Origin of the sequence: Pseudophaeobacter sp. (assembly GCF_048267565.1) — a bacterium.
In the GTDB taxonomy this organism is placed as follows: domain Bacteria; phylum Pseudomonadota; class Alphaproteobacteria; order Rhodobacterales; family Rhodobacteraceae; genus Pseudophaeobacter; species Pseudophaeobacter profundi.
Map to the genome: position 1 here is coordinate 923,605 of NZ_JBLWXG010000001.1, position 26,846 is coordinate 950,450.

Annotated in this window: 28 protein-coding genes; 23 read left to right on the top strand and 5 right to left on the bottom strand. The window is 59.6% G+C overall.

Annotation, left to right across the window (positions count from 1 at the left end; genetic code table 11):
• The first annotated feature begins 2 nt into the window (after positions 1-2).
• The 21 genes from ACN0VH_RS04360 to ACN0VH_RS04460 all read left to right on the top strand — a co-directional run bounded on the left by ACN0VH_RS04360 (position 3) and on the right by ACN0VH_RS04460 (position 21,481).
• Complete coding sequence (locus ACN0VH_RS04360) at positions 3-1,070, top strand: glycosyltransferase family 2 protein (protein WP_417699644.1); 1,068 nt, start codon at positions 3-5, stop codon at positions 1,068-1,070.
• Positions 1,071-1,260: 190 nt separating this feature from the next.
• Complete coding sequence (locus ACN0VH_RS04365) at positions 1,261-2,217, top strand: phosphoadenosine phosphosulfate reductase (RefSeq protein WP_278920924.1); 957 nt, start codon at positions 1,261-1,263, stop codon at positions 2,215-2,217.
• An 84-nt stretch (positions 2,218-2,301) separates the two neighbouring features.
• Positions 2,302-3,354 carry a dihydroorotase gene (gene pyrC, locus ACN0VH_RS04370; RefSeq protein WP_417699646.1) on the top strand — a complete coding sequence of 351 codons (1,053 nt, stop codon included), beginning with the start codon at positions 2,302-2,304 and terminating at the stop codon, positions 3,352-3,354.
• A 118-nt stretch (positions 3,355-3,472) separates the two neighbouring features.
• Positions 3,473-4,153 carry an orotate phosphoribosyltransferase gene (locus ACN0VH_RS04375; RefSeq protein WP_278920926.1) on the top strand — a complete coding sequence of 227 codons (681 nt, stop codon included), beginning with the start codon at positions 3,473-3,475 and terminating at the stop codon, positions 4,151-4,153.
• Positions 4,154-4,392: 239 nt separating this feature from the next.
• The gene (locus tag ACN0VH_RS04380; protein WP_417699647.1) at positions 4,393-6,045 is read left to right on the top strand and encodes a replicative DNA helicase; all 1,653 of its coding nucleotides are present in this window, start codon (positions 4,393-4,395) and stop codon (positions 6,043-6,045) included.
• Between the two features lie 162 nt (positions 6,046-6,207).
• A complete protein-coding gene (locus ACN0VH_RS04385; protein WP_278920927.1) occupies positions 6,208-6,522 on the top strand; it encodes an ArsR/SmtB family transcription factor in 315 nt (104 codons plus the stop codon).
• A 55-nt stretch (positions 6,523-6,577) separates the two neighbouring features.
• Positions 6,578-7,630, top strand: coding sequence for a permease (locus ACN0VH_RS04390; RefSeq protein WP_417699648.1), 1,053 nt, complete (start codon positions 6,578-6,580; stop codon positions 7,628-7,630).
• A gap of 225 nt (positions 7,631-7,855) precedes the next feature.
• Positions 7,856-8,893 carry an alanine racemase gene (alr, locus tag ACN0VH_RS04395; protein ID WP_417699649.1) on the top strand — a complete coding sequence of 346 codons (1,038 nt, stop codon included), beginning with the start codon at positions 7,856-7,858 and terminating at the stop codon, positions 8,891-8,893.
• Positions 8,890-9,672 carry an MlaE family ABC transporter permease gene (locus ACN0VH_RS04400; RefSeq protein WP_278920930.1) on the top strand — a complete coding sequence of 261 codons (783 nt, stop codon included), beginning with the start codon at positions 8,890-8,892 and terminating at the stop codon, positions 9,670-9,672. The genes alr and ACN0VH_RS04400 overlap by 4 nt, the downstream gene beginning before the upstream one ends.
• A 23-nt stretch (positions 9,673-9,695) precedes the next feature.
• On the top strand, positions 9,696-10,442 hold the full coding sequence (locus ACN0VH_RS04405) for an ABC transporter ATP-binding protein (RefSeq protein ID WP_417699994.1): 747 nt from the start codon (positions 9,696-9,698) through the stop codon (positions 10,440-10,442).
• A gap of 291 nt (positions 10,443-10,733) precedes the next feature.
• Positions 10,734-11,174 carry a paraquat-inducible protein A gene (locus tag ACN0VH_RS04410; protein ID WP_417699995.1) on the top strand — a complete coding sequence of 147 codons (441 nt, stop codon included), beginning with the start codon at positions 10,734-10,736 and terminating at the stop codon, positions 11,172-11,174.
• A gap of 159 nt (positions 11,175-11,333) precedes the next feature.
• The gene (radA, locus tag ACN0VH_RS04415) at positions 11,334-12,701 is read left to right on the top strand and encodes a DNA repair protein RadA (RefSeq protein ID WP_278920931.1); all 1,368 of its coding nucleotides are present in this window, start codon (positions 11,334-11,336) and stop codon (positions 12,699-12,701) included.
• 38 nt (positions 12,702-12,739) lie between these two features.
• Entirely contained in the window at positions 12,740-13,294 is a 555-nt protein-coding gene (locus ACN0VH_RS04420) for a CvpA family protein (RefSeq protein WP_278920932.1), read from the top strand.
• Positions 13,295-13,699: 405 nt separating this feature from the next.
• The gene (locus ACN0VH_RS04425) at positions 13,700-14,386 is read left to right on the top strand and encodes a Hint domain-containing protein (RefSeq protein WP_417699651.1); all 687 of its coding nucleotides are present in this window, start codon (positions 13,700-13,702) and stop codon (positions 14,384-14,386) included.
• A 239-nt stretch (positions 14,387-14,625) separates the two neighbouring features.
• The gene (gene purF / locus ACN0VH_RS04430) at positions 14,626-16,146 is read left to right on the top strand and encodes an amidophosphoribosyltransferase (protein WP_278920934.1); all 1,521 of its coding nucleotides are present in this window, start codon (positions 14,626-14,628) and stop codon (positions 16,144-16,146) included.
• Positions 16,147-16,329: 183 nt separating this feature from the next.
• Positions 16,330-16,872: a DUF2199 domain-containing protein gene (locus ACN0VH_RS04435; protein WP_278921439.1), complete on the top strand. Its 543-nt coding sequence runs from the start codon at positions 16,330-16,332 to the stop codon at positions 16,870-16,872.
• A 405-nt stretch (positions 16,873-17,277) separates the two neighbouring features.
• Positions 17,278-17,550, top strand: a complete 273-nt coding sequence (locus ACN0VH_RS04440) for a hypothetical protein (RefSeq protein WP_278920935.1) — start codon at positions 17,278-17,280, stop codon at positions 17,548-17,550.
• A gap of 120 nt (positions 17,551-17,670) precedes the next feature.
• Positions 17,671-18,315 carry an SDR family NAD(P)-dependent oxidoreductase gene (locus ACN0VH_RS04445; protein WP_417699653.1) on the top strand — a complete coding sequence of 215 codons (645 nt, stop codon included), beginning with the start codon at positions 17,671-17,673 and terminating at the stop codon, positions 18,313-18,315.
• A gap of 363 nt (positions 18,316-18,678) precedes the next feature.
• Entirely contained in the window at positions 18,679-19,461 is a 783-nt protein-coding gene (gene surE / locus ACN0VH_RS04450) for a 5'/3'-nucleotidase SurE (protein WP_278920937.1), read from the top strand.
• Positions 19,458-20,105 (top strand): protein-L-isoaspartate(D-aspartate) O-methyltransferase, encoded by a 648-nt coding sequence (locus ACN0VH_RS04455; protein ID WP_278920938.1) that lies wholly within the window; start codon positions 19,458-19,460, stop codon positions 20,103-20,105. The genes surE and ACN0VH_RS04455 overlap by 4 nt, the downstream gene beginning before the upstream one ends.
• Positions 20,106-20,239: 134 nt before the next feature.
• Positions 20,240-21,481: a M23 family metallopeptidase gene (locus ACN0VH_RS04460; RefSeq protein ID WP_278920939.1), complete on the top strand. Its 1,242-nt coding sequence runs from the start codon at positions 20,240-20,242 to the stop codon at positions 21,479-21,481.
• Positions 21,482-21,591: 110 nt separating this feature from the next.
• Here the strand turns inward: ACN0VH_RS04460 and ACN0VH_RS04465 are convergent, their stop codons facing one another.
• The 4 genes from ACN0VH_RS04465 to ACN0VH_RS04480 all read right to left on the bottom strand — a co-directional run bounded on the left by ACN0VH_RS04465 (position 21,592) and on the right by ACN0VH_RS04480 (position 24,250).
• Positions 21,592-22,434 (bottom strand): ATP-binding protein, encoded by an 843-nt coding sequence (locus ACN0VH_RS04465; protein WP_278920940.1) that lies wholly within the window; start codon positions 22,432-22,434, stop codon positions 21,592-21,594.
• Between the two features lie 146 nt (positions 22,435-22,580).
• On the bottom strand, positions 22,581-23,522 hold the full coding sequence (gene tatC / locus ACN0VH_RS04470; protein ID WP_278920941.1) for a twin-arginine translocase subunit TatC: 942 nt from the start codon (positions 23,520-23,522) through the stop codon (positions 22,581-22,583).
• Positions 23,519-24,016, bottom strand: coding sequence for a Sec-independent protein translocase protein TatB (gene tatB / locus ACN0VH_RS04475; RefSeq protein ID WP_278920942.1), 498 nt, complete (start codon positions 24,014-24,016; stop codon positions 23,519-23,521). The genes tatC and tatB overlap by 4 nt, the downstream gene beginning before the upstream one ends.
• A 6-nt stretch (positions 24,017-24,022) precedes the next feature.
• Positions 24,023-24,250 (bottom strand): twin-arginine translocase TatA/TatE family subunit, encoded by a 228-nt coding sequence (locus ACN0VH_RS04480; RefSeq protein ID WP_278920943.1) that lies wholly within the window; start codon positions 24,248-24,250, stop codon positions 24,023-24,025.
• A gap of 222 nt (positions 24,251-24,472) precedes the next feature.
• Between ACN0VH_RS04480 and ACN0VH_RS04485 the strand changes: the two genes are divergently transcribed.
• On the top strand, positions 24,473-24,784 hold the full coding sequence (locus ACN0VH_RS04485) for a hypothetical protein (protein ID WP_278920944.1): 312 nt from the start codon (positions 24,473-24,475) through the stop codon (positions 24,782-24,784).
• 109 nt (positions 24,785-24,893) lie between these two features.
• Positions 24,894-25,574 carry a helix-turn-helix transcriptional regulator gene (locus ACN0VH_RS04490; protein WP_417699656.1) on the top strand — a complete coding sequence of 227 codons (681 nt, stop codon included), beginning with the start codon at positions 24,894-24,896 and terminating at the stop codon, positions 25,572-25,574.
• Between the two features lie 96 nt (positions 25,575-25,670).
• Here ACN0VH_RS04490 and ACN0VH_RS04495 read toward each other — a convergent pair whose 3' ends face one another.
• Positions 25,671-26,783 carry an ABC transporter ATP-binding protein gene (locus ACN0VH_RS04495; RefSeq protein ID WP_278920946.1) on the bottom strand — a complete coding sequence of 371 codons (1,113 nt, stop codon included), beginning with the start codon at positions 26,781-26,783 and terminating at the stop codon, positions 25,671-25,673.
• Positions 26,784-26,846 lie beyond the last annotated feature (63 nt).

Here is a 26,846-nt window from a genome sequence, read left to right on the forward strand (position 1 = left end):
ATATGCGCTGCCTCGCCATCCTGACTGTCCGCAACGAAGGCGCTTTTCTCTTGGAATGGCTGGCGCATCACCGGGCTGTGGGCTTCACGGATTTCCTGGTGTTTTCCAATGATTGCCAGGATGGCACCGATGCCATGCTGGACCGCCTAGAGGCGCTTGGCCAGCTGACCCACCTGCGCAATGATGGTCCCTATGGCAAGGGCGGCATCCAGTTCACCGCAATGAAACGTGCCGATACCCACCCCCTGGTGCAACAGGCCGACTGGATCCTGGCGCTGGATGTCGATGAATTTGTCAATATCAAGACCGGCGACGGCACCCTGACAGACCTGCTGACCGCCCTGCCCGAAGCCGATGCAATCACCCTGACCTGGCGATTGTTTGGCAATAATGATGTGCTGCGCTTTGAAGACACCCCCGTAAGCGCGCAGTTCTGCCGCTGCGCCCCCGAGGTGATCCACTGGCCCTGGCGCGCCTCGATGTTCAAGACGCTGTATCGCAACAATGGCACCTATCAAAAAATTGGCATCCACCGCCCCCGGTCGGTCAAGGATCCGCAACAGCTGGACCAATTCCGCTGGTTCGATTGCTGCGGGCGCGAACTGGGGGAAGCCTTCAAATCCCGGCGTCTGTTCTCCAACTTTGGTCGCCCCAACTATGACCTGGCCCAGTTGAACCACTACCCCTTGGGCGCAATGGAAAGCTACGTCCTGAAGGCCGCGCGCGGACGGGCCGTTCATACGCAGGACATGCTGGGGGTCGACTATTGGGTCGAGCGCAATTTCAACACCGAAACGGATCACTCGATCGAACGCTACGCCAGCGCCCGCCGCAGCCTGGAAAAGACCCTCTTGCAGGATCCTGCGCTGGCAGATCTGCGCGAAAAATCAGTGGCCTGGCGGCACGAACACTTTCGCGTGCTGATGCAGCAAGAACCCTATCGGGCGCTGTTCGCCCGTCTGCTGATGACGCCCCCTTCGCGCCCTATAAATGCCGTCACCGCCAAGACACTGACCAAATTCGCCAATATGGGCCGTGCCGCACAAAGCTCTGCCCAGGATGCGCCCTGACGGGCCGCCGGACTGCGCCCAGACGCGCAGGCAAAACTCCCACTCAGCCCCCCCCCTCTCGCTCTGCTCGCGCCCGCAAACTGGGCAGGAGACAGCAAAGCGACTAGAGTTTTTCCTAATTTGGCCGCATTTCGGGCCTAAATCTTATCGATATCCACCGCTGCTGCGGCCTGAGTAAGGGATTTTGGCGATGCAAGAGAACCTTGAGATCTTGAATGAAGACCTGTCGGGTCTGAAACCCGCCCAGTGGCAGGACCGCCTTGCTACCCTCACCGAAGAGCTGGGCATGTTCCAGCCCTTGGGGGAAAAACACTGCGCCACCTTTCTGGATCAGGGCGATACCCTGCTGGTCACCTTTGAAACCCAAGAGGGCCTGCACAACCTCTCCCCTCTGGCCCAGCCGCTTGGCTTTGACATGGTCAAACAAGAAGGCTGGTCGCATCTTGGCCTTATTTCCAAGGGTGACACCTGGTTTCGCGACCCGCAGGTCTTTGGCTTTATTGACCAGCTGATCGACGATGGTTTCTTTGAAGAATTTGACAAGGTGATCTTTTACGGCGCAGGCCCCTGTGGCTACGCGGCGGCGGCCTTTTCCGTGGCGTCCCCCGGCGCAACCGTGGTGGCAATCCAGCCCCAGGCCACCCTGGACCCGCGGCTAACGGAATGGGATGATCGCTTCGTCGAAATGCGCCGTACCTCCTTTAGTGATCGCTATGGCTTTGCCCCCGATATGCTGGATGGGGCCAAAGAGGCCTTTGTCTTTTATGACCCCTACGAACGGTTGGACGCCATGCATGCGGCGCTGTTCCACCGCCCCTGCGTTACCCGCCTGCGGGTGCCCAACCTTGGCGCGGCCGTGCAGACGCGAATGGTAAAAATGGGCCTCCTGAACCAGATCCTGCAGCTGGCAGCCGACGGAAGGTTTGACTACATGGCATTTGCCCGGCTGTTCCGGGCACGGCGCGATGATTCCTCTTACCTGCGGGCCTTGATGGGGCGGCTTGACCAATTGGACCGCCCCTATCTGCAAACCCTCTTGTGCCGCAATGTTCTGGGGCGGCTCAGCGCCCCGCGCTTTCGTCGCCGCCTGAACACTCTGGAACAACGCGCCGCCGAGGGCGAATTCAAACTGCCCTCCTCGCTGTAGCCACCGGGGCAAAACTGCCTTTTCCAGCCCCATAGACGGGACCGGCGTCTTTTCCTTTGTGCCAAGCTATGCTAACGCGACGCCATGACCCAGCCCCCGCTTCAGACGCTCACCCTGACCCGCCCCGACGACTGGCATCTGCACCTGCGCGACGGCGCGATGCTGCAGGCCGTCTTGCCAGAAACCGCCCGCGATTTTGGCCGCGCCATCATCATGCCCAACCTGGTGCCGCCCGTGGTCACCGGCGCGCAAGCAAGCGCCTACCGCGACCGCATCATGGCGGCCCTGCCTGATGGCATGGATTTCACCCCCTTGATGACGCTTTACCTGACCGAAGACACCGATCCCGCAGATGTTGCCGCCGCCCATGCCTCTGGCCTGGTAAAGGCCGTCAAACTCTACCCTGCCGGGGCCACGACAAATTCCAGCAGCGGCGTCAGCAACTTTGACAAGGTGCGATCTGTGCTGGACAAAATGGCCGAGATCGGCCTGCCGCTCTGCGTGCATGGCGAAGTCACCGACGCCGAGATCGACATCTTCGACCGCGAAGCCGTCTTTATTGACCGTGTGCTGGACCCCATCCGCAAGGCAACACCGGGACTGAAAGTGGTGATGGAACATATCACCACCCGCGACGGCGTCGACTATGTGAAATCCAATGCCCGCGACCTTGGTGCAACGATCACCACCCACCACCTGATCATCAACCGCAACCACCTGCTGGTGGGCGGGATCAAGCCGCATTACTATTGCCTGCCCGTGGCCAAACGCGAAGAGCACCGCCTGGCCCTGCGCGCCGCCGCAACCTCGGGGGATTCTCGCTTTTTCCTTGGCACCGATTCAGCCCCGCATACGGACCCCAATAAAGAAAGCGGCTGCGGCTGTGCCGGCTGTTTCACCGCCACCAATACCATGGCACTGCTTGCGCATGTCTTTGACGAAGACGGTACCCTGGATCAGTTGCAGCACTTTGCCAGCAAGAACGGCCCCGCCTTTTACGGACTACCCGAAAACCAAACGACCCTCACCCTGGTAAAGTCCGACCAACCCAGCCAGTTCCCCGCCAAAATCAACAGCGATGACGGCCCCGTCACTGTCTTTGATCCCGGCTTCCCGGTCTTCTGGTCCGTTGCCTGACCCGCGCCCGCCCGAGCGCCCCCAAAGGGATCAGGCACCCGGTTTCATCTTACCCTAAATACCTCCGCCGGAGGCTCCTGCCCGCGCCACGGGTCCCCAAGTTCCCAAAGGATACGCCATGATCCCAACTGCCTACCCCACCCGTGAAGAGATCGCTCGCCTGTCGGCGCGCATGCTGCTGGAAATCGGCGCGGTGAACTTCAACACCGACACGCCCTATATCCTGGCCTCTGGTCTGCCCTCGCCCAGCTATATCGACTGCCGCAAGCTCATTTCCTACCCACGGATTCGCGCCACCTTGATGGATTTCATGACCGTGACGGTCATGCGCAACGCAGGTTTCGAAGCCTTTGATAATATTGCTGGCGGCGAAACTGCCGGCATTCCCTTCTCTGCTCTGGTGGCCGAGCGCATGGCCCTGCCAATGACCTATGTGCGCAAAAAGCCCAAAGGCTATGGCCGGAATGCCCGGATCGAAGGCGTGATGTCAGAGGGCCAGCGGGTTCTGCTGGTGGAAGACATGACAACCGATGGCGGCTCCAAGCTGTCCTTTGTCGATGCCATCCGCGAAACCGGTGCCAGTTGTGGCCACACCGCGGTGATCTTCTACTATGATATCTTCCCGGAAACCACAAAACGCCTGGGCGACCATGGGGTAGAACTGCATTACCTGTGCACCTGGTGGGATGTACTGGCCGAAGCCAAGGCGCAAGAAGCCTTTGATCCGGCAACCCTGGATGAAGTGGAAAACTTCCTGCGTGACCCGCGCGCCTGGCAAGAGGCCAATAAGCCCGGCTAACACGGCCCCTTGCCACACCGACCAAGGCCGCCTGACAGCATGGGCGGCCTTTTGTGGTCTTGGGTTTCAGGCCTCATTCCAAAACGATCCCGCCCCAGGTTCGCGATCGGGTTCGCGACCGGGCCTCTTCACCATTTGCGCAGTTATCCACAGGCCCGCCGCGCTTACCCACAAGATTTCCCGATACCCAAACCGGACAGAAAACTCTATCACTGGCGCCAATAGCGAAGAGAGCAGCAATGAACGAAACCCCGCCCTATGACGGCGGTGCCCCCAGTGCGCCGATGCCCGATGAAATGCCCGATCACATCTCAAGCGAGATGCCAGAAGAGATGTCGCCCGACATGATCGCAGGCGCTGCGGATCCCGGTGCCGCCACAGGTGGCCAGGCCTTGGCCCCCCTGGGGCAAACGGGAATGGCCGTCGCCCTGGCCGCCAAACCCGCCGAAGCGGTTGAGCTCCCGCACTCGGTCGAGGCCGAACAGCAGCTTTTGGGCGCCATCCTGACCAATAATGACGTCTACGACCGGATTGCCTCGATCATCAATGCCAGCCATTTCTATGATCCGGTCCATACCCGCATCTATGAAATCGCGGCAGCGCGGATCTCCAAGAACGCGCTTGCCTCTCCCGTGACGCTCAAGGCCTTTATGGAAGACGACGAGGGGCTGAAAGAACTGGGCGGTCCGGCCTATCTGGCCAAGTTGGCGAGTTCCTCCATTTCTGCCTTTGCGGTGCGTGACTATGCGCAGATGATCTATGATCTGGCGATCCGACGCGAGTTGATCGCCCTGGGCCAGAGCATCTCTGACAAGGCGCGCCGGGTGGATGTGGCCTCTGAACCAAAGGAACAGATCGTCGAGGCCGAGCAGTCGCTCTATCAGCTGGCGGAACAGGGCCAGACCGAAAGCGGCTTCAAATCTTTTCTGAAGGCGGTCACCGAAGCGGTCAATGTCACCAATGAAGCCTATCAGCGCGGCGGCGGCATGGCCGGGATTTCAACCGGGCTTGCTGATCTTGACAAGCAGCTTGGCGGGTTGCACCCCTCTGACTTGTTGATCCTGGCCGGGCGCCCCTCGATGGGGAAGACCTCGCTGGCGACCAATATCGCGTTCAATGTAGCCAAGGCCTATAAGAAAGGCACCAAACCAGACGGAAGCGAAGGCGCGATCGACGGTGGGGTGGTTGGCTTTTTCTCGCTCGAAATGTCGGCGGAACAGCTGGCGGGCCGGGTGCTGGCCGAAGCCTCGGAAATCAGTTCCCACAAGATTCGCCAGGGCGACATGACCGAAAGCGAATTCCGCCGCTTTGTCCAGGCTGCCAAGGATCTGGAAAGCTGCCCGCTGTTCATTGACGACACGCCTGCTCTGCCGATTTCGCAGCTGGCGGCGCGGGCGCGGCGGTTGAAACGAACCCATGGGCTGGACGTTCTGGTTATTGACTATCTGCAGCTCTGTCGTGGTATGGCCGAAAACCGGGTGAACGAAATTGCCGAAATCTCCATGGGGATGAAGGCCATCGCCAAGGAATTGCAGATCCCGGTGATCGCCCTGTCGCAGTTGTCGCGTCAGGTGGAAAACCGCGATGACAAACGCCCGCAGCTGTCGGACCTTCGGGAATCCGGGTCGATCGAACAGGATGCCGATGTGGTGATGTTTGTGTTCCGCGAAGAATATTACAAGGAACGCGAAAAACCAGGCGACCATGAGCTGGACAAGATGGAAGAATGGAAAACCGCGATGGAGCGGCTGCACGCCAAGGCAGAAGTCATCGTCGGCAAGCAGCGTCACGGCCCCATCGGCACGGTTGAACTGTCATTCACCGCCGAATTCACCCGTTTTGGCAATCTGGCCAAGGCCTGGCAAAATGGCCCGCGTGAAGACGAATATTAAGCCCTCCGCCCCTGCCAGGCAATCTGAGCGGGGGCGCTTTCCTTTCCTGACCAGACCAGTCGACTTTTCTATCCGCCATGCCATTGCTGGTGCCCTTGCTTTAAAGCGATGGATTTCATCGGGCGGCTTGACAAAACCACATGTGTAGTTTTATTCATACCCATGATGAAACATAGCTCCGCCGCCCAATCGCTTGCCGCACTTGGCCACGACGCCCGCCTGACAATCTTTCGGTTGCTGGTGCGGGCGGGTCACGATGGTCTCAACATTGGTGAGATCGGGCAGCACTTGGGAATGGCGGCATCCACGCTAGCCTATCACCTCAAGACGCTGGTGGACGCCGGACTGGTGACACAGGAACGACAGGGGCGGCAGATCGTCAACCGCGTTGATTTTGATGTCATGCATCAAACCGTGTCGTTCCTCACCTCGGAATGTTGTTCGGGGATAAAGCTGGCAAGCAAAGGGGCAGCCTGATGCCAAGCCCCGCTTTTCTACCGACAAATACAACTATAAAATTAAGGATGTAGACATGACTGACCTCTCTCTCACTGTCCGATCCCGGACGATTGACGTACTCCACCGGCTCTGGACAAAGGAAAGGGTCTGGCTGATCTCGGCAGCAATTCTTGCGCTGTTGTTCATCTTTGCCACGCCCCTTGGTGTTACCACGGCAGGGTTCGTGGCGCAGAACCTTGCCAATGTCGCGCCTTTCCTCGCGCTTTCCGTCGGGATCGCGGCCTATGCGGGGGCGACGGGCGCTGACGGGCTGATCGCGCGGGCCTTTACCGGATCGCCAGTGGTCATGTTTCTTATCGCTGCAGCGATCGGCGGGCTTTCACCGTTTTGTTCTTGCGGCGTTATCCCTCTGATCGCCGCGCTTCTGGCAATGGGTGTGCCGCTTTCGGCGGTCATGGCCTTCTGGCTGGCCTCGCCGGTGATGGACCCTTCGATGTTCTTTCTGACCACCGGCGTGCTGGGTTTCGAGTTTGCAGTTGCAAAAACGCTGGCGGCGCTGGGGCTGGGGGTTCTTGGCGGTTTTACCGTTCACGTCCTGTCCCATGCGGGTGGCCTGTCCGATCCGCTGCGCGAGGGTGTCGGCAATGGTGGCTGCGGCGGAGCCAAGGTTCGCACGGTGCAGCCTGTCGTCTGGAAATTCTGGCGCGATGAAGCGCGTGTTGCAAAATTCTGGCGCGAAGGCATCAAGACCACGCTTTTTCTCGCCAAGTGGCTGACCCTCGCCTTCATCCTTGAAAGCCTGATGCTGGCCTGGTTACCTGCCGATCTGGTTGCACGTTCGCTGGGCGGCACCGGCCTTGCGCCAATCGCAATTGCAACGCTTGTGGGAGTGCCTGCCTATCTGAACGGTTATGCCGCCCTGCCGCTGGTCGGCGGCCTGATGGGGCAAGGCATGGCACCGGGCGCCGGCCTGGCGTTTCTGGTTGCAGGTGGGGTCAGCTCGCTCCCGGCAGCAATCGCAGTCTGGGCCTTGGTCAAAAAAGAGGTGTTCGCCCTCTATCTTGCCATTGCGCTGACCGGTTCATTTGCCATCGGGCTGCTGTTTCAGCTCTGGACTGCGCTCTAGCGCGCAGTTGATTTCATGCACAGCTTTGCGGGCCTTCGCGGAAGGCCTGCAAGATCCGCCGCGCCTGAAACCAGCCAATATCCATCCTGTCGGCGGTCTTTTTTCCTGTGCAAGACCCTCGCGGATTTAAGAAACAAGCCGCAAGCAGCCGATCCTTGCCACAAGGCATAGAATTCCCCGCGAATTTCACTTGACCCCTGCCCCGCGCATGTCAAGAACAGGGGCATGAGCACGGGTAAACTGACAATCAATCTTGATGCGCTGGTGACCAACTGGCAAAATCTGAACGCGATGACCAACTGCGAGACCGCAGCCGTCGTCAAGGCAAATGGCTATGGGCTAGATGCAGGCCGCGTGGCCAAGGCATTGATGCGCGCGGGCGCACGTAACTTTTTTGTTGCAGCCGCCGAAGAAGGTGTGGCGCTACGCCGTGCTCTTGGCCCCGGCCCCGGCATTTCGGTGTTTTCCGGCCATATGGAAGGCGACGCAAGGCTGCTGAAAGAATTCCAGCTGGCCCCAATGCTGAACTCGCTGGATCAGATGCTGCGCCATTTTGAAACCCTGCCCGGCCATATCTTTGGCGTGCAGCTGGACAGCGGTATGAATCGTCTGGGGATGGAGCCCGCCGAATGGGCTGCAGTGCGGGATATCGCATTGGGGCAAAACCCGGTTCTGCTGATGTCGCATCTGGCCTGCAGCGATGATGCAAACCATGCAATGAATCGTCAGCAATTGCAGTGCTTTCATGAGATGACAGACGGCATCGAAGTGCCGCGCTCGCTCTCGGCAACGGGGGGCATTTTGCTGGGGCGGGACTATCACTTTGACCTATGCCGCCCTGGGGTTGGTCTCTATGGCGGCGCGCCCTATGACGATGCCCTGCCTGTAGTGCAGCTTGACCTGCCCCTGATCCAGACCCGTGAAGTGGATGCTGGTGAAACCGTGGGATATGGCAATAGCTGGACTGCGCCGGCTCCGCGCCGCATCGCCACTGTTGCCGCAGGCTATGCCGATGGGCTGCAACGTGCGCTGATGAAACACGGAATTTCGCTCTATGCTGGATCACAGGCCTGCCCGGTTGTGGGGCGCGTGTCGATGGATCTGATCACCGTTGATATCAGCGCGCTGGAAGAAATTCCCGCCAGCCTGTCATTGTTGAACGAGGCGCAGACGGTCGACCACCTGGCCGCAGCTGCCGATACCATCGGCTATGAGATCCTGACTTCGCTGGGCCATCGCTACGCGCGGACCTATCAGGGATGAGCCCGCTGTCTCTTCTGGCCCGGCTGGGCCGCCTCGCCCTGGGGGCGCTGGCTGCGGTGGGGCGGGTCGCGCTTTTTGCGATCAGCACCTTCACCCATATGCTGCGCCCGCCGTATTATCCGCGTGAATTTGCCCTGTCGCTGCTGCAGATCGGCTGGTTGTCGCTGCCAGTGGTTGGGCTGACAGCGGTCTTTACCGGCGGTGCCCTGGCCCTGCAGATCTACGCCGGGGGCGCACGTTTCAACGCCGAGGCGGTGGTGCCGCAAATCGTCGCCATTGGCATGGTGCGGGAACTGGGACCAGTGCTGGTCGGCCTGATGATCGCCGCCCGCGTGACCTCTTCTATCGCGGCCGAAATCGCTACCATGAAGGTGACCGAGCAAATCGACGCGCTCGTGACGCTCTCGACCAACCCGATGCAATATCTGGTCGCACCGCGGGTGCTGGCCGCCCTGATCACGGTTCCACTGCTGGTCGGCATCGGCGATGTGATCGGTATTGCCGGTGGCTATGCGGTTGCAGTGCATAACCTTGATTTCAACGCTGCCGCCTATCTGAAAAACACCGTCGATTTTCTAGAGCCTCTGGATGTGATTTCCTCTCTGGTCAAAGGTGCCTTCTTTGGCGTGATCGCCGCCACCATGGGCTGCTACTACGGCATGCAATCGGGCCGCGGCGCCCAGGGGGTTGGCAGCGCAACAAAATCCTCGGTCGAAGCCGCCGCCGTGCTGATCTTGGCAGCCAACTTTATCCTTACAGGGGTGTTCTTTTCGCTATGACCCAGGACCAATCCCCCCCACCGATGATCAGGATGGATGGCATCCACAAAGCCTTTGGCTCAAACCGCGTCCTGCGGGGCATGGATCTGTCGATTTCCAGGGGCTCTTCTATGGTAATCATTGGCGGCTCTGGCACCGGCAAATCCGTCGCACTCAAGAGCATACTAGGCCTGATCAAACCAGACGCAGGCGCGATTTATGTCGATGGCAAGCCCGCCGGGTCCGGGGACCGAGATGCCTTTCTGGCGCGATTTGGCATGCTGTTTCAAGGCGGTGCACTGTTTGATTCCCTACCCGTCTGGAAAAATGTCGCCTTTCGCCTGCAACGCGGCGCCCTGAAACGCCCCGCCGACGAGGCGCGCGCGATCGCCATAGAAAAGCTGCGCCGAGTGGGCCTGAAATCTGATGTCGCAGACCGCTTTCCCGCAGAGCTGTCGGGGGGAATGCAAAAACGTGTCGGGCTGGCCCGCGCCATCGCCGCCGAACCCGAGATCATCTTTTTTGACGAACCAACCACTGGTCTCGACCCGATAATGTCCGGGGTGATCAATGATCTGATCCGCGAAATCGTCGTCGAGATGGGCGCCACGGCGATGACCATCACCCATGATATGTCTTCGGTACGTGCGATCGCCGACACTGTCGCCATGCTGCATGACGGCGTGATCAAATGGGTCGGCCCGGTGGCCGATCTGGACCAGTCCGGCGATCCGTATCTCGACCAATTCATCCATGGCCGCGCCGAAGGCCCGATCGAAGCGGTGCGGTGACTTCGCGGCAGTTTCCCCGGTACCTAGCCTCCCACAGGAGGCTAGCTTGACTTAGCTGCCGCGCAGGACCAATGCTGTGCCGCCTGGTCGTCCCGTTCGCCACAAGAAGGGAATGACACCAGAACTCGCCTGCAAGACCATGCTGCTGGCAAATCGCGGCTCCAAAAGAGACATCAAAAGCCGCAATCCCAGGACAGCGCATTGCGCGGCTCCTTGCCTTGGGAGCTGAACGCATCCTAGTTTCACAGGGAGATTCCCTAAGCCGCGAATGCCACAAAGAGATATCCTATGATCGCAGTTCGCCTTGCCACCCTCTCACTACTGATTCTCTACCCGGTGGCCTGGTTCGCGCCTTTGATGCGGGCTGGTCTCTTACCAATTTTTGGCCTTTCGGAAATCTCGGTTATCACTGGATTGCAAAGCCTCTGGGGCAGTGACGTGTTCTTGGCCCTCACGGTCACCTTCTTTGCAATTTTTGCCCCCTATCTCAAAACTATCGGCTTGGCATTGATACAGTGGAACTTGTTAGATCCGCGCGCCCTCCCCGTTCTGCATGTCCTCGGTAAGCTTGCCATGGCTGACATATTTTTGATCGCCCTCTACATCACTGTCGCCAAAGGCGTCTCATATGCAACACTCGAAATCGCCTGGGGGTTATATATGCTCACAGCCTGCATTGTTACCTCTCTGGTTCTCGGCTTGATGGAGAACCGCAGGGAGAACAGGACATGACTTGGGGGGCCTTGCCCCCTCGCGCCTATGGCGCTCACCCCCAGGATATTTCTAGCCAAATGAAGATGGGTGCTACTTCATTTGGCTAGAAATATCCCGGAGCGCGAGGCAGAGCCTCGCACCCCTTGAACAAACAAAGAACATAAGGCAGAAGGCAATATGGCAAAATCAAATACCTTCTCCTGTTCCGCCTGTGGCGCGAGCTTTTCCAAGTGGTCCGGTCGTTGCGAAGGCTGTGGTGAATGGAACACTATTGTTGAGGACAAGGGCCTGTCCTCGGCTGGGCCCGCTAAAAAGTCACTTGGCATTCGGCGTGGCAAAACCATCTTGCTGTCTGATCTCTCGACCGAAGAAACGCCGCCGCCGCGTGCCACTTGTGGCGTTGGAGAATTGGACCGTGTACTAGGCGGCGGCCTGGTAGCAGCTTCGGCGATTCTGGTTGGCGGCGACCCTGGCATCGGCAAATCCACATTGTTGCTGCAGGCGGCAGCGCGCTTTGCTGGGGCTGGCGTAAAAACGATTTACGTCAGTGGCGAAGAGGCTTCGGCCCAGGTGCGGATGCGAGCCCAGCGTCTGGGTCTAGCGCAGGCCCCCGTGAAACTGGCAGCAGAAACCAACCTGCGCGATATTCTCACAACGCTTGAGGCCGAAAAGCCGCAGCTGGCCATTATCGATTCTATTCAGACCATGTGGGCCGATCATGTCGACAGCGCCCCTGGTTCGGTCAGCCAGGTTCGTGCCGCAGCGCATGAACTGACAACCTTTGCCAAAAGCCAGGGCATTTCCATCATCATGGTAGGCCATGTCACCAAGGACGGCCAGATTGCCGGGCCGCGCGTCGTGGAACATATGGTTGATACGGTGCTGTATTTCGAGGGCGAGCGCGGGCATCAATTTCGCATCTTGCGGGCAGTTAAGAACCGATTTGGTCCATCAGATGAAATTGGCGTCTTTGAGATGACCGGCGCCGGGCTTGCCGAAGTCACCAATCCATCAGCCCTGTTCCTATCGGGGCGCGGCGAGCCCTCGCCTGGGTCAGTGGTCTTTGCCGGTATCGAAGGCACCCGTCCGGTCTTGGTGGAGATGCAGGCGCTGGTGGCCCCCTCGCCGCATTCGCAACCGCGCCGCGCAGTTGTCGGGTGGGATTCGTCGCGACTGGCAATGATCCTGGCGGTTCTTGAGGCGCGCTGTGGCATCCCTTTTGCCGGTTTGGATGTCTATCTTAATGTCGCGGGCGGCATGAAGATTACCGAACCCGCTGCCGATCTTGCCGTCGCGGCAGCGCTGCTCAGCGCCCGCGAAGATGTGGCGCTTCCGGCAGATACGGCAGTTTTTGGAGAAATATCGCTCTCAGGGGCGCTTCGACCTGCTCCACAGACCGAAAACCGGTTGAAAGAAGCGCAAAAACTTGGTTTCACCTCTGCAATAGCTCCAAGTGGTGGCAAATCCGTTTCGATCAGAGGTCTTGGCCTGCGCCAAGCTTCGGATCTTGCCGGATTTGTTGGCGAATTCTTTGGAGCCGGCTAGGGTTGCCGAAATAATTTACAGGCTAACGGGCGAGGGTCATGGAAGGTTTCACTATTATTGACGGGGTTGTGGCCCTGGTCATCATATTATCGGCGCTTCTGGCCTATTCGCGCGGCTTCGTGCGCGAGGCCATGGCGATTGCTGGCTGGATTGCCGCTGGCATCCTTGCCTTTATGTTTGCACCACAGGTGGAACCGCTGATGGCAGAGATCCCCGTGATTGGGGAGTTCATCTCTGACAGCTGTGAATTGTCGATCATCGCAGCCTTTGCCGCAGTCTTTGCCATCGCACTGATCGTGGTGTCTTTCTTCACCCCGCTGTTTTCCTCTTTGGTACAGCGTTCGGCCCTTGGCGGGTTAGATCAGGGGGCGGGCTTCTTCTTTGGGGTTCTACGCGGCATCCTTTTGGTGGCGATTGCCTTCTTCCTTTATAATGTGGTGATGACCGGCCAGAACTTTACCATTGTCGATGAAAGCCGTTCTGCCGTGGTGTTTGAGCGAATGATCGGCAAGATCGAAGATCGCAATCCCGAGCAGGCCCTGGGTTGGGTCACCCAGCAGTACGAGGCGCTGATCGGCACCTGCGAGAGCTAAGCCCGGTATCTGTCCGATAAGGTAGACCACCGGTAGGTACAGGGACAAAGCAAGGGCGCCTTACGGGCGCCCTTTTTTATCGCTTAATGCTCTGTGCAACCGCACAGGGGCCATAGTGATCACGTTAGCTTTGCGCGGCCCGCCAATTTTTCAGGTCTGAAGAGCCGAAGAGAATCACTGCCTGATGAGTCGATTTAAAATAGGGCGAATTTTCGGAAATCTATTAATAAAGCCCAAACGCCCCATGGCGACCGGTAAACAAAACAGCGAAAAATCCGCTTTTGTCGCCTCAAAATGGCCCTGGCACGGAATTGGCCGCACCCCTGCCCCATTTTCGGCCCAATTCCGGGGCCAGATAGGATCAACACAGACGAACACGCCCCTGCGCTCAGAAGGAACGCCATCATGCTCCTGGATCATTTCAACGCTTTTGCCGATTTCCAACCTGTTGGACTTCTGTTGGATTTTCCCATGGTGTGCCGCGAAGCGGAAGCCCCAGCAACACCACGCAGAAAAACCGGCGGCTTTCTGCCAGACACCCTGGTTGAGACCGATCGTGGCTTTCTACAGGCGCGTGATCTCAAGCCCGGCGATATGGTCTACACCTTTGATGGCGGCTGCCAGGAAGTCGTCACCCTGCGCCACGCGGTTCCACGCCTCACGACTTTGATGCATGTGCCTGCCGGGGCCCTTGGCAATGACTGCGACCTGCACCTGCCGGCCGATCAGATGGTTGCCCTTGAACTCGACGCGGTTGAACGTCTGTTCGGTGTGCCTCTGGCTTTGGTAAAGCTGATCTCGCTGGCTGGATATAAGGGTATCAAGCCCGAATGCCCCGAACGTCTGGGCCGTATTCACATCGAATGCGCCGAGGAAGAGCTGATCTGGGCCGAAAGCGGCATGCTGATGCAGGCTGGCACCGGTGGCCCTGATAGTGCCTTCAAAGAGCTGTCCCTGGCGGAAACCCGTCAAGTTCTGGCCAGCGAAGAGACCCAGCCCCTGACCGAGGCGGTCGAACTGGAAGACGAACTGGCCGACGCGCCCTTCCCTGATCTGCTGAACGATCTGCTCGCCGCCGCAAAAGCGGCCTAAAGGCAGCCCCGCCCTGTGGTCAGCCGCACCCGGTTTCACTGATCTGCCTTGGCCCCTCTGTGCCTGTGGTTGCAGCGATATTCCTGCCATGGCGACCAGAACGGAAAATGACACAGCAAAACCCTGCTTTCTTCTGTATTCTACCAGCCATCCAAGCTAGGAAGCCTCAGCAGGGTCCAGGCAGCGTCCCGGCCTGCAGCAACCGAACAGCAACGCTACAGTGAAATTGGAGCCATTCAATGTGCGGGATTTTGGGGATCGCGAGCCGACAGGACGAGGTTTTTGCCGAACTTTATGACGGGTTGCTTATGCTGCAACACCGTGGGCAGGACGCCTCTGGCATTGTGACCTACAACGGCGAATTCTTTCGCGAGCGTAAAGCAAATGGTCTGGTCAAAGACGTGTTTAACGCGGCAGATGCAGAAACCCTGCGTGGCAAAGTTGGAATCGGTCATGTCCGTTATCCCACTGCCGGATCGCTGAGTGCCGCCGAAGCGCAGCCATTCTTTGTCAATGCGCCCTATGGTATCTATCTGGTACACAACGGGAATATTACAAACACGGCAGAACAGCGTGCCAAGGTCACCGCAAAATACAGCCGCCATCTGCGCACCACTTCGGATTCGGAAATCCTATTGAATGTACTGGCCGACAAGATCTCTGACTGCATCAAGGTCAACGGCACAGTCGATCCGATTCGCAACCTCTTTGCCGGGGTGAAGATGACGATGGAGCGTATCCAAGGCGCCTATTCGGTGATCTGCATGGTGGCCGGGGTTGGCATGCTGGCCTTTCGTGACCCGCATGGCATCCGGCCTCTCTCTATTGCCCGCCGCGACGCCGAAGGCGATAGCCACGACTATGCCTTTGCCTCTGAAGATGTGGCCTTTGGCATCAATGGCTTTGAAAAACTGCGCGACGTGAAGCCCGGAGAGGCGATTCTCATCGATCTTGACGGCAATATGCACAGCTTCCAAGCCGTCGAAGGCAGCCTGACCCCCTGCATCTTTGAATATGTCTATCTGGCACGCCCCGATTCGATGCTGGACGGCATTTCGGTCTACAAAACCCAGTTGCGCATGGGCCAAACCCTTGCCAAGCAGATCATCGAGGCCGATCTGGATATCGACTGCATTATTCCAGTGCCTGATTCTGCCCGTCCCGTAGCGCTGGAAGTGGCCAATTCCATGGGCATTCGCTACCGCGAAGGCCTGGTCAAGAATCGCTACATCGGCCGCACCTTTATTATGCCTGGCCAGGCCGAGCGGCAAAAATCGGTGCGCCGCAAGCTGAACGCTATCCCGCTGGAGATGAAGGGGCTCAATCTCTTGCTGATTGATGATTCCATCGTGCGCGGTAATACCATTCAAAAAATCGTTCAGATGTGCCGCGATGCAGGGGCCAAAAAAGTTTATATCGCCAGCGCCTCGCCGCCAGTGAAATACCCTAATGTCTATGGCATCGACATGCCCACCAAGCATGAACTGATCGCCGATGGTCGCACCACAGAAGAGATCCGCCAAGAGCTGGGCGCCGATGCGCTTATTTATCAACGTCTTGAAGATCTGGTCTGGGCCGCGAAAGAGGGCAACAAGGATATTGAAGCGTTTGATTGCTCCTGCTTTGACGGCAAATATGTCACTGGCAGTGTCAGCCAGGACTACCTGGCGGGGCTGGAGAGCAGCGGCCGGGTCAGCCAGAAAATCAAAGACATGCCCGCCCAGGGGGCATCCTGGAACAGCATGAAACAGGCCGACTGATCCACCGTCAGTGGGGGCGACATACGGGGGGTTTGAATTCGCGCCACAAGCAGGTTAAGACGACCCCAACGTCATAGGGGAGAGGCGCTGATCACACAGATCGGCGCCTTTCCTTTGTTTTGCTCTCTCGCCCGTGACCGGGCCACATGAAAGATCCGCCCTTTGGATGCCCATCTCGCCCGTATGCTGACCTCCTCGCGCCGTTGCCGTTGCTGCGGGGCGACCTTTGCGCAATTGCTCAGCCTCAGCTGCGACCGCCCGGATCTGTGCCCCGATGATCTTGTGGTGCAGGATAACTCTGCCATTCTGGCCCAGACGGGCGATGTGCTGACCGATGATTTTTGCCGCCTTGGCGATCTGCGTTTTGTGCGCGCGGTGCTGGCGGTGCCATTGGCCGACAGTGACGGGCAGGAATTCATCCTGGGCACCTGGGCCAATCTTGGGGTGGATGACTTTGACGCCTATCTTGATCTGCTGGATATGCAAGACACCGAAAGCCTGGGCAGCCGCCCGGCCTGGTTGTCCAATGCTATCCCGCCGGACAATACCAGCCCCGTTGCCTGCATGTTGCACATGCGCCCCGAAGGCCAATACCCGGAACTGCAGATTTCCGAAGCGAACCATCCGCTCTCGACGCTGCAGCACACCGGGGCCCAGTTGGAAGAACTGTTTGAGCTACTGCATACCTATGGGCATGACCTGGCGTCGCTGGTCTATGATTCTTAACCAGCCAGGTGTCGCCCAAACTCCGCCAGCCAGCGGCTAGCCCCCCAAGACAGGCGAAAGCCCGCCACTGTGCCGCGCCGATCCGCAAGGCTCCGCCGACCTACGGCCCAGTGCCTGCGGTGCCCGCATTTTTGCCTCGTACTTTGCGCCCAGTCGGCCTATGCCAGCCTCGGCAGGTGCCACGGACCATTGGGCGCATGCCTGAACGACCGCCGCAGCGCTCTCATTGCTGCCTGCGCAGGCCTCACCGGGTCTGGCTGGCGTTTTCTCCTGATTTGCCTGGCGAACTGGCCTGGCGCAACCGGCTCGGAGCAATAGGCCTGACTAAACTCACTCGCCCAGGTTTCTCTGGTCAATGCCTGCCTTGAAACCGCCATTTGCCACCGCCCCAAACCAAAGATGACCATGACAAATTCCCTCACCTCTTCCAAAACGTCGGCGCGTGTCGCCCAGACGGCCACCCAGAATGCGGCACTCCCACAGCATGGCCTCAGCCTGCTGGGCCTGTTCGGTGCCAAGGACAACCTGCAAGCCATGGTGCGTCTGCCCAATGGCCGGATCAAAACGGTCTCTGCCGGTGCGCGCGTATCGTTTAGCCGTGTTCTGGGCATAGATGCCAATGGCATCGTGTTGGAAAAATCGGGCCATACCCAGCGTATTGAAATGCCCGGCAGCTAAGCTCCGGCCCGGCCGCCCCGGCCCTTGGCGGCAGCTCAGCTTGCTGAAAGCGTCGCGCCATGCCCCCTGCGCCAGAATGGAGACTTGACCCTCTGCGCCAAGCGGATCACAAGGCTGTTCATGACACAGAAAATCGCTCTTATCACTGGCGCCTCCCGCGGTCTCGGGGCTGCCCTGGCCGAAGCCCTGGCCCCCACGCATCACATCTTGGCGGTCGCCCGCACCACTGGCGCGCTCGAAGAGCTGGATGATCGGATCCAGGCGGCGGGCGGCTCTGCCACCCTGGCACCGATGGACATCACCCAGCCCGAGGCCATGGCGACCCTGTGCCGCGGCATCCATGATCGCTGGGGTCAGCTTGACCTCTGGCTGCACAGCGCCATCCATGCCGCGCCGCTCAGCCCTGCCCCCTCGGTGGCGGTAAAGGACTGGACCAAATCCATTTCCATCAACGCCACGGCCCCTTCGGTGCTGATCCCCTATGTGGCACCGCTGCTCGGTCAGAGCGGCCGGGCCGTTTTCTTTGATGATCCGCGGGCGGGCGAAAAATTCTTTGGCGCCTATGGTGCCAGCAAAGCCGCCCAGATGGCTCTGGCCCGCAGTTGGCAGGCGGAAACGATCAAAACCGGCCCCCAGGTCAAGATCCTGACGCCCCAGCCCATGCCTACTGCCCTGCGCGCCCGCTTCTTCCCCGGCGAGGATCGCGCCCCCTTGAACGACTGCCAGGCCGAAGCCGCCCGCCTGCTGCCGCAGATTCTGGCCTAAGTCGGTAGCCCCGGGTGCAAGCCAACCGATTTGCCCCCGGCATGCCAAATCACGCGACCGCAGGCGGCAGCCTGCCCGGCCCAAGGGGAGAGGGGCTTTGCCAAAAGCCCTGATCCGCGCAGGAACCCCCGCTTTTTATGCTCATATGCACTGCCTTTCCCTGACCTTGACGCGCAGCGTACCCTAACCGCCAAGGTCAGGCGCCTAAATCTCGGCCCAACGCCCCAGGCAGAGCTTCTATCGACCCGGACCTGTGGCACAGCTACCCAAGCTGCCAGCAGATCCTTCCTCTGATTGGGCCGAAACACTTGCTCCCTTTGATGCCAATGCCTATTCAGATCAAAACAGCGACCAGGGGACAAAATGCGCATTCTCATCACCAATGACGACGGCATCAGCGCCCCCGGCCTTGCGGTGCTGGAACAGATCGCCCAGACACTGGCCGGCCCCTCAGGCGAGGTCTGGACCGTCGCCCCCGCGTTTGAGCAATCCGGCGTTGGCCATTGCATCAGCTATACCCGCCCCTCCATGCTAAGCCAGCTGGGGCCAAGGCGCTTTGCGGCCGAAGGCTCTCCGGCGGATTGCGTTCTGGCCGGCATCCATGTCGCCATGCAGGATGTGCGCCCCGATCTGGTCTTGTCCGGGGTCAACCGAGGCAATAACTCGGCGGAAAATGCGCTCTACTCCGGCACCCTTGGCGGCGCGATGGAGGCTGCTTTGCAGGGCATTCCCGCCATGGGGCTCTCGCAGTATTATGGCCCGCTGAACAAAGATATCGACAACCCGTTCGAGGCCGCGGCCCAGCATGGTGCCGAGGTCGTCCGCAAGATCCTGGCAGCAGAGCCGCAGGATCAGCAGGATTACCGGCTGTTTTATAACATCAACTTTCCGCCTGTCCCCGCCGCATCCGTCAAGGGCACCCGCGTTGTGCGCCAAGGCTTTCGCCGGGGCAGCCATTTCTCGGCGCAGGAACAACTCTCGCCGAATGGGCGGCGCTATCTTTGGATCAAGGGCGGCGACCAGCATATCCAGACCGCCCCCGATAGCGATGCCAGCGTCAACCTGGAAGGCTATGTCTCCGTTACCCCAATGCGCGCCGATCTAACCGCCCACGAGATGCTCGACGGGTTCAAAGAGATCGAATGAGCAGCCCTGACCCGGAAACTAAGATGCAGTTTCTCTTTGCCCTGCGCTCGCGCGGCGTGACCGATACCAAGGTGCTGGAGGCGATGGAGCAAATTGATCGCGGCCCCTTTGTGCGTGGCATTTTCTCAGATCGCGCCTATGAGGACACGCCGCTGCCGATTGCCTGTGGCCAGACCATCTCGCAGCCCTCTGTGGTGGGGTTGATGACCCAGGCGCTGCAGATTTCGCCGCGCGACACCGTCCTGGAGGTCGGCACCGGTTCCGGCTATCAGGCGGCCATCCTCGCCAAGCTGGCGCGCCGGGTCTATACCATCGATCGTCATGCCCGCCTGGTGCGCGAAGCCCGGATGATCTTTGAGGCGCTGCAACTGCCTAATATCACCTCGCTGGTTGGCGATGGCAGCTTTGGCCTGCCGGATCAGGCCCCCTTTGATCGCATCATTGTCACCGCCGCCGCCGAAGATCCCCCCGGCCCGCTATTGGCGCAACTCAAACCCGGTGGCATAATGGTGGTGCCGGTTGGCCAGTCCGATACAGTGCAAACCCTGATCCGGGTCCGCAAAACCGATGATGGGCTTGACTATGACGAATTGCGCCCGGTACGTTTTGTGCCCCTGCTCGAAGGTTTGGGCAAAGACACCTGAAAAACAGGCAAAGCCGCGCCGATTTGAACAGGACGTGCAAATAACCATTGACCCGGGCGCAGGTCCCAGCACAACAGGCGCAAAGCCCGGCGCTCCGTCCGGCGCGTCAAAAAACGACAAAAAACGAGGACAGCATGCTGACAGGTCGCCCAAGTACCCGCCCCAAGCGCCGCCCAAACCCGAAATCCGCCCCGATCGTCGCGCGCCTTTCCCTGGTCGTGGCTCCGCTGTTTCTTGCGGCCTGCGAAGGGCCATTGGATTATGATCTGCGCGGGCAGATTGGTGGTTTCAACACCACCCAGGCCGCCCAGACGGCAACCGCGAACCGCCCCGCCCCCGATAGCCGGGGCTTGATCACCTACCCCTCTTATCAGGTGGCCGTGGCCGAACGCGGCGACAAGGTTGCGGATGTGGCCGCACGCATCGGATTGCCCGCAGTTGAAATCGCCCGCTTCAATGGCATGCAGACCAATGACAGCCTGCGCCAAGGCGAGGTGCTTGTTCTGCCCCGCCGTGCCCCAGCCAGCCAGCCTGCCACTGTCGGCACCGCAAGTGCCGGTGGCGTCGACATTGCGTCCTTGGCGGGCAATGCCATTGATGCGGCGCCCACCACCTCGCCCAACCCCGGTTCGGTGACCACCACCGAGATCCAGCCGACACCACAGACCAAGCCGGTCGCGGTGCAGGACGGGCCAGAACCCGTACGCCACAAGGTGGTGCGAGGCGAGACCGCCTATACCATTTCCCGACTCTATCAGGTGCCCGTGAAATCCCTGGCGGACTGGAATGGATTGGGCAGCGACTTTGCCATACGTGAAGGCCAGCAACTGTTGATCCCCCTCAAGGATCAAAGCCGCCCCTCGCAGACACCGGCAGCGGTGGTTACCACCGCCCCCGGCCAGGGCTCGGCCACGCCAACGCCGCCCAGTGCGACCAAACCTCTGCCCACAGAAAATGTGGCTCCGGCCAGCGTTGCTGCGGAAAACCTGCCTTCAGTCGATGTGCCCAGCCCCTCACGGCCCAACCAGGCCGCCATGGCCTATCCGGTGCAGGGCAAGATCATCAAAACCTACGCCAAGGGGCGCAACGATGGCATTGATATCTCTGCCGCGGCGGGCGCCCAGGTCACGGCGGCCGAGGCCGGCACAGTTGCCGCCATCACCAAGGATTCAAAAAACATCCCGATCATTGTGATCCGCCACGATCCAAAGCTGCTGACCATCTATGCCAATGTTGACAAAATCCTGGTAAGCAAGGGCGACCAGGTCAGCCGCGGCCAGGCGATTGGCAATCTGCAAGAAGTCGCGGGCGCGACGCTGCATTTTGAGGTGCGCAACGGCTATGACAGCCTCGACCCGCTGTCCTATCTGAACTAGACGGATACCAGCGCGGCCGCAGCAGCAGGCCAGAACAGACAGCAGGGGCGGGATGCGGTTGAAACCACATCCCGCCCCTGTTCATTTGGCCGCTATCCTGTGGTGCCGTCCTAGGCCAGCGAGACCCCATGCCGCCCCGCCAGGTCGGTAAAGAACTGCCAGGCCACCCGCCCAGAACGCGCCCCGCGTGTGGCTTGCCATTCAATCGCCTCTGCCCGCATGACATCTGCATCGACATCGACACCATAGGCCTTGCAATAGCCTGAAATCATATCGAGATATTCATCCTGATCACAGGGGTGGAAGCCCAGCCACAGGCCAAAACGATCCGAGAGAGAGACCTTTTCCTCAACCGCCTCAGAGGGGTTGATGGCGCTAGAGCGTTCATTCTCGATCATGTCGCGCGGCATCAGGTGCCGCCGGTTAGACGTAGCAAAGAACACCACATTCTCCGGACGCCCCTCGATGCCGCCATCCAGCACCGCCTTCAGGCTTTTGTAATGCTGGTCATCATGGCTGAATGACAGGTCATCGCAAAACAGGATAAAGCGATGCGGTGCCTGGCGCAGGTGGTTCAGCAGACGCGCCACCGAGGGCAGGTCTTCGCGCTGCAACTCTACCAGTTTCAAATCGGGATGATCCCCCAAGAGCGCGCCGTGAATGGCCTTTACCAGGCTGGACTTCCCCATGCCCCGCGCCCCCCATAGGAGGGCATTGTTCGCGGCCTCACCACGGGCAAAACGGCGCGTGTTTTCCAACAGGGTATCGCGCGACCGCCCAATCCCGACCAGCAGTTCCAGATCAATCCGGTTGACCTGTGCCACAGGCTCCAGCCGGTCTGGGGCCACATGCCAGACAAAAGCGGCAGCAGCATCAAAATCGGGCGCTGCCAGCGGCGCGGGCGACATCCGTTCCAGCGCCTCGGCAATGCGGGTCAATAGGATCTGGTCCATTGGGGGTCTCCGGTCGTTTAGGGCTGGAAGGTTTGAACCACGTTCCGCCGGGGCGGACAAGTCCTGACAGGTCACGGGAAAATCAACACATAAAAAAGGGGGCGCACCCTACTGGACACGCCCCCGGTTCTGTTTTGCAGACAGGGTTACCTGTCGTCTTCACCCTCATCGGCATCGAATTCTGCCATCAGCGGGTCTTCATCCTCGTCGTCGTAGTACCCTTCGGCGCGCAGCTTTTCTTCGCGCTTGGCCTCAACCCGGCGCACCAGGAAGATCGACATCTCATAAAGCCCATAGACCACCACAAACAGGATCATCTGGGTGATTACATCCGGCGGCGTTACCAGCGCGGCCAGAACCAGAATGGCCACAACCGCATATTTACGCATGGCACCCAGCCCATCAGCGCTGACCAGTCCCGCCTTGCCCATCAGGGTCAAAAGAACCGGCAGCTGAAAGCACAACCCAAAGGCCATGATAAATTTCAGCGTGATATCAAGGCTTTCATTCACCTTCCCAAAGAAGGTGATTTTCACCCCATCGACGGTTTCCGGCACCACTGCCGCATCTACGGTCACCCCATCAGGAACAGCCCCTGCAGCCTGGCTCAACAGGTTGGCAAAAATCGAACTGACATCTGCAAAGCCCAGAAAGAACTGCATCGCCAGCGGTGTCACCACAAGCTGCGCAAAGGTCGCCCCCAGCAGAAACATGAAGGGCGAGGCAATCAGGAACGGCAAAAAGGCGCCTTTTTCCGTTTTATACAGCCCCGGTGCCACAAATCGCCAAAGCTGGTAGCCGATCACCGGGAAGGACAGGGCAAACCCAAAGACCATCGAGATGCGGAACAGCGTGAACAGATATTCCTGCGGCGAGGTATATTGCAGCGTCGGGGACGGATCGCCTAACGCCCGCAGCGTTTCCTCGATGGGCTTTACCAGGAACTGCAAAATGGGTTCGGCCACGACAAAGGCCAGAATGACCCCCACCGCAAAGGCCATCACCGCCCGGATCAATCGGGTGCGCAGTTCTGCCAGATGTTCGATCAGGGGGGCGGTTGAATCCTCAACCTCTTCGGTCTGGCTCATGTCTTGGCCTCACTTCCTTCGGAGGGCGCGTTGTCTGGCTGTTCTGGTCCTGCCTCAATTGCCGCTTCTGCGGCCTCGGCATGGGCCAGGGCGTCTTGTGCCTCGCGGGCTTTGCGTTCTGCTGCACTGCGCGCGGTGGCGGCCTGAATCTTCTTGGCCTCCAGCGCGCGTTCCACTGCCATTTTACCGGTTTCAGTGCCGGGCTTATAGGTGGTCGGATCAATGGATTTGGCCATATCCTGCGCCGCCTCCTTCACCCCGTCCATCGCGGTGCTGACAGGATTGGTCGCAGCCTTCAGCCCCTTGGCCACATCCCGCACGCCGCTTTCATCAGCAGCCTCGTTCATGGCGCTGCTGAATTCGCGTGCCATGCCCTTGGCCTTGCCCACGAAACGCCCCACATTGCGAAACATCACGGGCAGGTCTTTGGGCCCGACAACAATCAGCGCCACGACGCCAACCACCAGAAGTTCGGTTAGCCCAAGATCAAACATGCCCCGTTACGCCTTGTCTGTTTCAGAGGCAGACCCGGAGGCAGGGGTGACGTCCTTGGCTTCGACAGTTTTTTCTTCTTCCAGCTCTGCAGTGCCTTCATTCACACCCTTCTTGAACGAGGTAATGCCTTTGCCAACTTCACCCATAAGCGAGCTGATCTTGCCGCGGCCAAACAGCACCAGAACCACAACAGCGATAAGCAGCAGGCCGGGAAGGCCGATATTATTAAGCATGTGAATCTCTCCTTCACTTTTGCCAATGCGCGCTGCATCGGCTGACTATTCTCTGACCACAGGTTTTAGGCCCCTCCCGCGCCAGAGCAAAGAGGCGGCAGCGGTCTTGGGGCGAGAGACAGCAGCAAAATCGCTTTTTTTCGCCCCCCAGGCACACAACTGACAGGTTTATGTCAGTTGCCTCCTGCTAGGGCTGCCTCATCAACACAAGAGGAGATTGATATGACCCAAAACGTCGCTGAAACCGTGACCTTCAAGCTGAACCCAGGCGTCACCCCCGAAGAGTTTGTCAAGATCAGCCAAACCAGCGAGGCCTTTGTGCGCGCCAACCCCGGCTTTATCTTTCGCCGCCTCAGCTGTGGCGCTGATGGGCGGTGGACGGATACCGTGATCTGGAAAGATATGGAAACCGCGCAGCAGGTGGCCGAGAGTTTTGGCAAACAGGATTTTGCCCCGGCGCTGATGGCGGCGATTGCACCAGAAACGGTCACCCTGCGCCATGAAACCATCCACTGGACCGTTGCGCCCAGCTAACCACCCGACTTTGTGACGCAATCCTACGCTGCCACTATAGACGGCCGGGGCACCACCCTTGCATGCCCCGGCTTGACGCCCCCCCTGTCTCTGCGCCAAGGGTAACCCCATGCGCCGCACCGACCGCCTTTTTGAAATCATCCAGATCCTGCGTGATGGGAAACTCCATCGGGCACAGGATATTGCCGCCCGGCTTGAGGTCTCTACCCGCACCATCTACCGCGACATGGATACATTGGTTGCCTCGGGTGTGCCCGTCGAAGGCGAACGTGGTCTTGGCTATATGGTGCGTGAACAGATCACCCTGCCGCCACTAACGCTTACCGCAGAGGAACTGGAGGCGCTGAACCTTGGCATGGCCATCGTAGCCGAAGCCGCAGATGCCGATCTGAAGGCCGCCGCTCAGTCCCTGGCTGCCAAGGTGGATGCGGTCTTGCCGACCGAGACGATCGCCGCAGCGGACGCCTGGAAATTTGCCGTCTACCCCTTTGCCGATGCAGCGCGGGGCTTTGGTCATATGCCCACCCTACGCGCGGCAATCAAATCGCGCCAAAAGCTGGCGCTGCAGTACCAGCGCATAGATGGCACCCTGACAGAGCGCACCATCCGCCCCCTGCATATGGAATATTGGGGCCGCGTCTGGACCCTGACCGCCTGGTGCGAAACCCGAGCGGATTTCCGGGTCTTTCGCGTTGATCTGATCGAAGAGGTGCGCGCCCTGCCCGAATTGTTCCTGGATGAACCCGGCAAGACCCTGGCGGATTATGACCCGCATCGTGACAGGCGCTAACAGCGCCTAGGCCACCTTGGAACACATCATCCCGGATCAACAAGGTTGGGCTCAGGCTGGCTGGCCTCGGTCAAGCTGGCATCTGATAGGTTGCCCTTAGGCGGGAAAGACAAAACAGCGGTTGCGCGGCACCGTCAGCCACATCACCCGGCCCACCTCTGGCAGGAAGACGCGCGGCACCGTCACCTTGAGAATAGAGCCGTCGTAATCCATCTGGAACTCTACCAGGCTCTCATGGCCAAGATAGCGCGCCCGTTTCACCACCGCGCGGGCTGGTACGCCGTCGGTGGCCGTTGGCAGCGGCCCTCTGCCACCACGGTCAAAATCGATCCGCACATGCTGCGGGCGAAAGACGATGTCGACATCGGTGCGATCAGCAATACCCGGCGCCAGAAACTGGCCAAAGGGTGTTTCCGCCAGCGCGCCATTCACTTGCGAATGCAACACGTTGATATCACTAAAAAAGGCCACCGCAGCCTTATCTGTCGGGCGGGTGTAGACGTTATAGGGCGCGCCTTGCTGGACAATTTTCCCGCCGCGCATCAGGGCAATTTCATCGGCCATCCTCATGGCTTCTTCCGGCTCATGGGTAACCAGCAACACCGCCGCGTCTTCTTCTTTCAGCAGCGTCAGTGTTTCGTCGCGGATGCCATCGCGCAGCCGGTTGTCGAGCCCGGAAAAGGGTTCATCCATCAGCATGATCCGCGGACGCGGTGCCAGGGCACGGGCCAGGGCGACGCGCTGCTGCTCTCCACCTGACAACTGGTGGGGAAATTCATCAATAAACCGCGACAAGGAAACCTTTTTCAACAGTTCTTCAACGCGGGCGCGCTTGGCCTCTTTGCTGCCCTTCAGGCCAAAGGCGACGTTATCCGCCACACTCAGATGCGGGAACAGGGCAAAATCCTGAAACATCAGCCCAATCTCGCGCCGCTCTGGCGGCACCCGGAACACCGTGTCGCAGACCAGCTTGCCATCGACATAGATTTCACCGCTGTCCTGCATTTCCACCCCGGCGATCATCCGCAGGGTGGTGGATTTACCGCAGCCAGAGGGCCCAAGCAGGCAGGTAACCTGCCCGGCCTGAATTTGCAGCGAAACATCATCCACCACCGCACGGCCATCATAATAGCGATGGATATTACGGATCTCGAGCCGCGGATGCGGCGCGGCCTCAGACTGGGGCGCGCTGGGGGGTGTTGTGCTCATTCTGCCTCACAAGCTTTGCCGATTGTGCAATCGGTCCTTGCGGCAAATACCAACCCGGCGAGC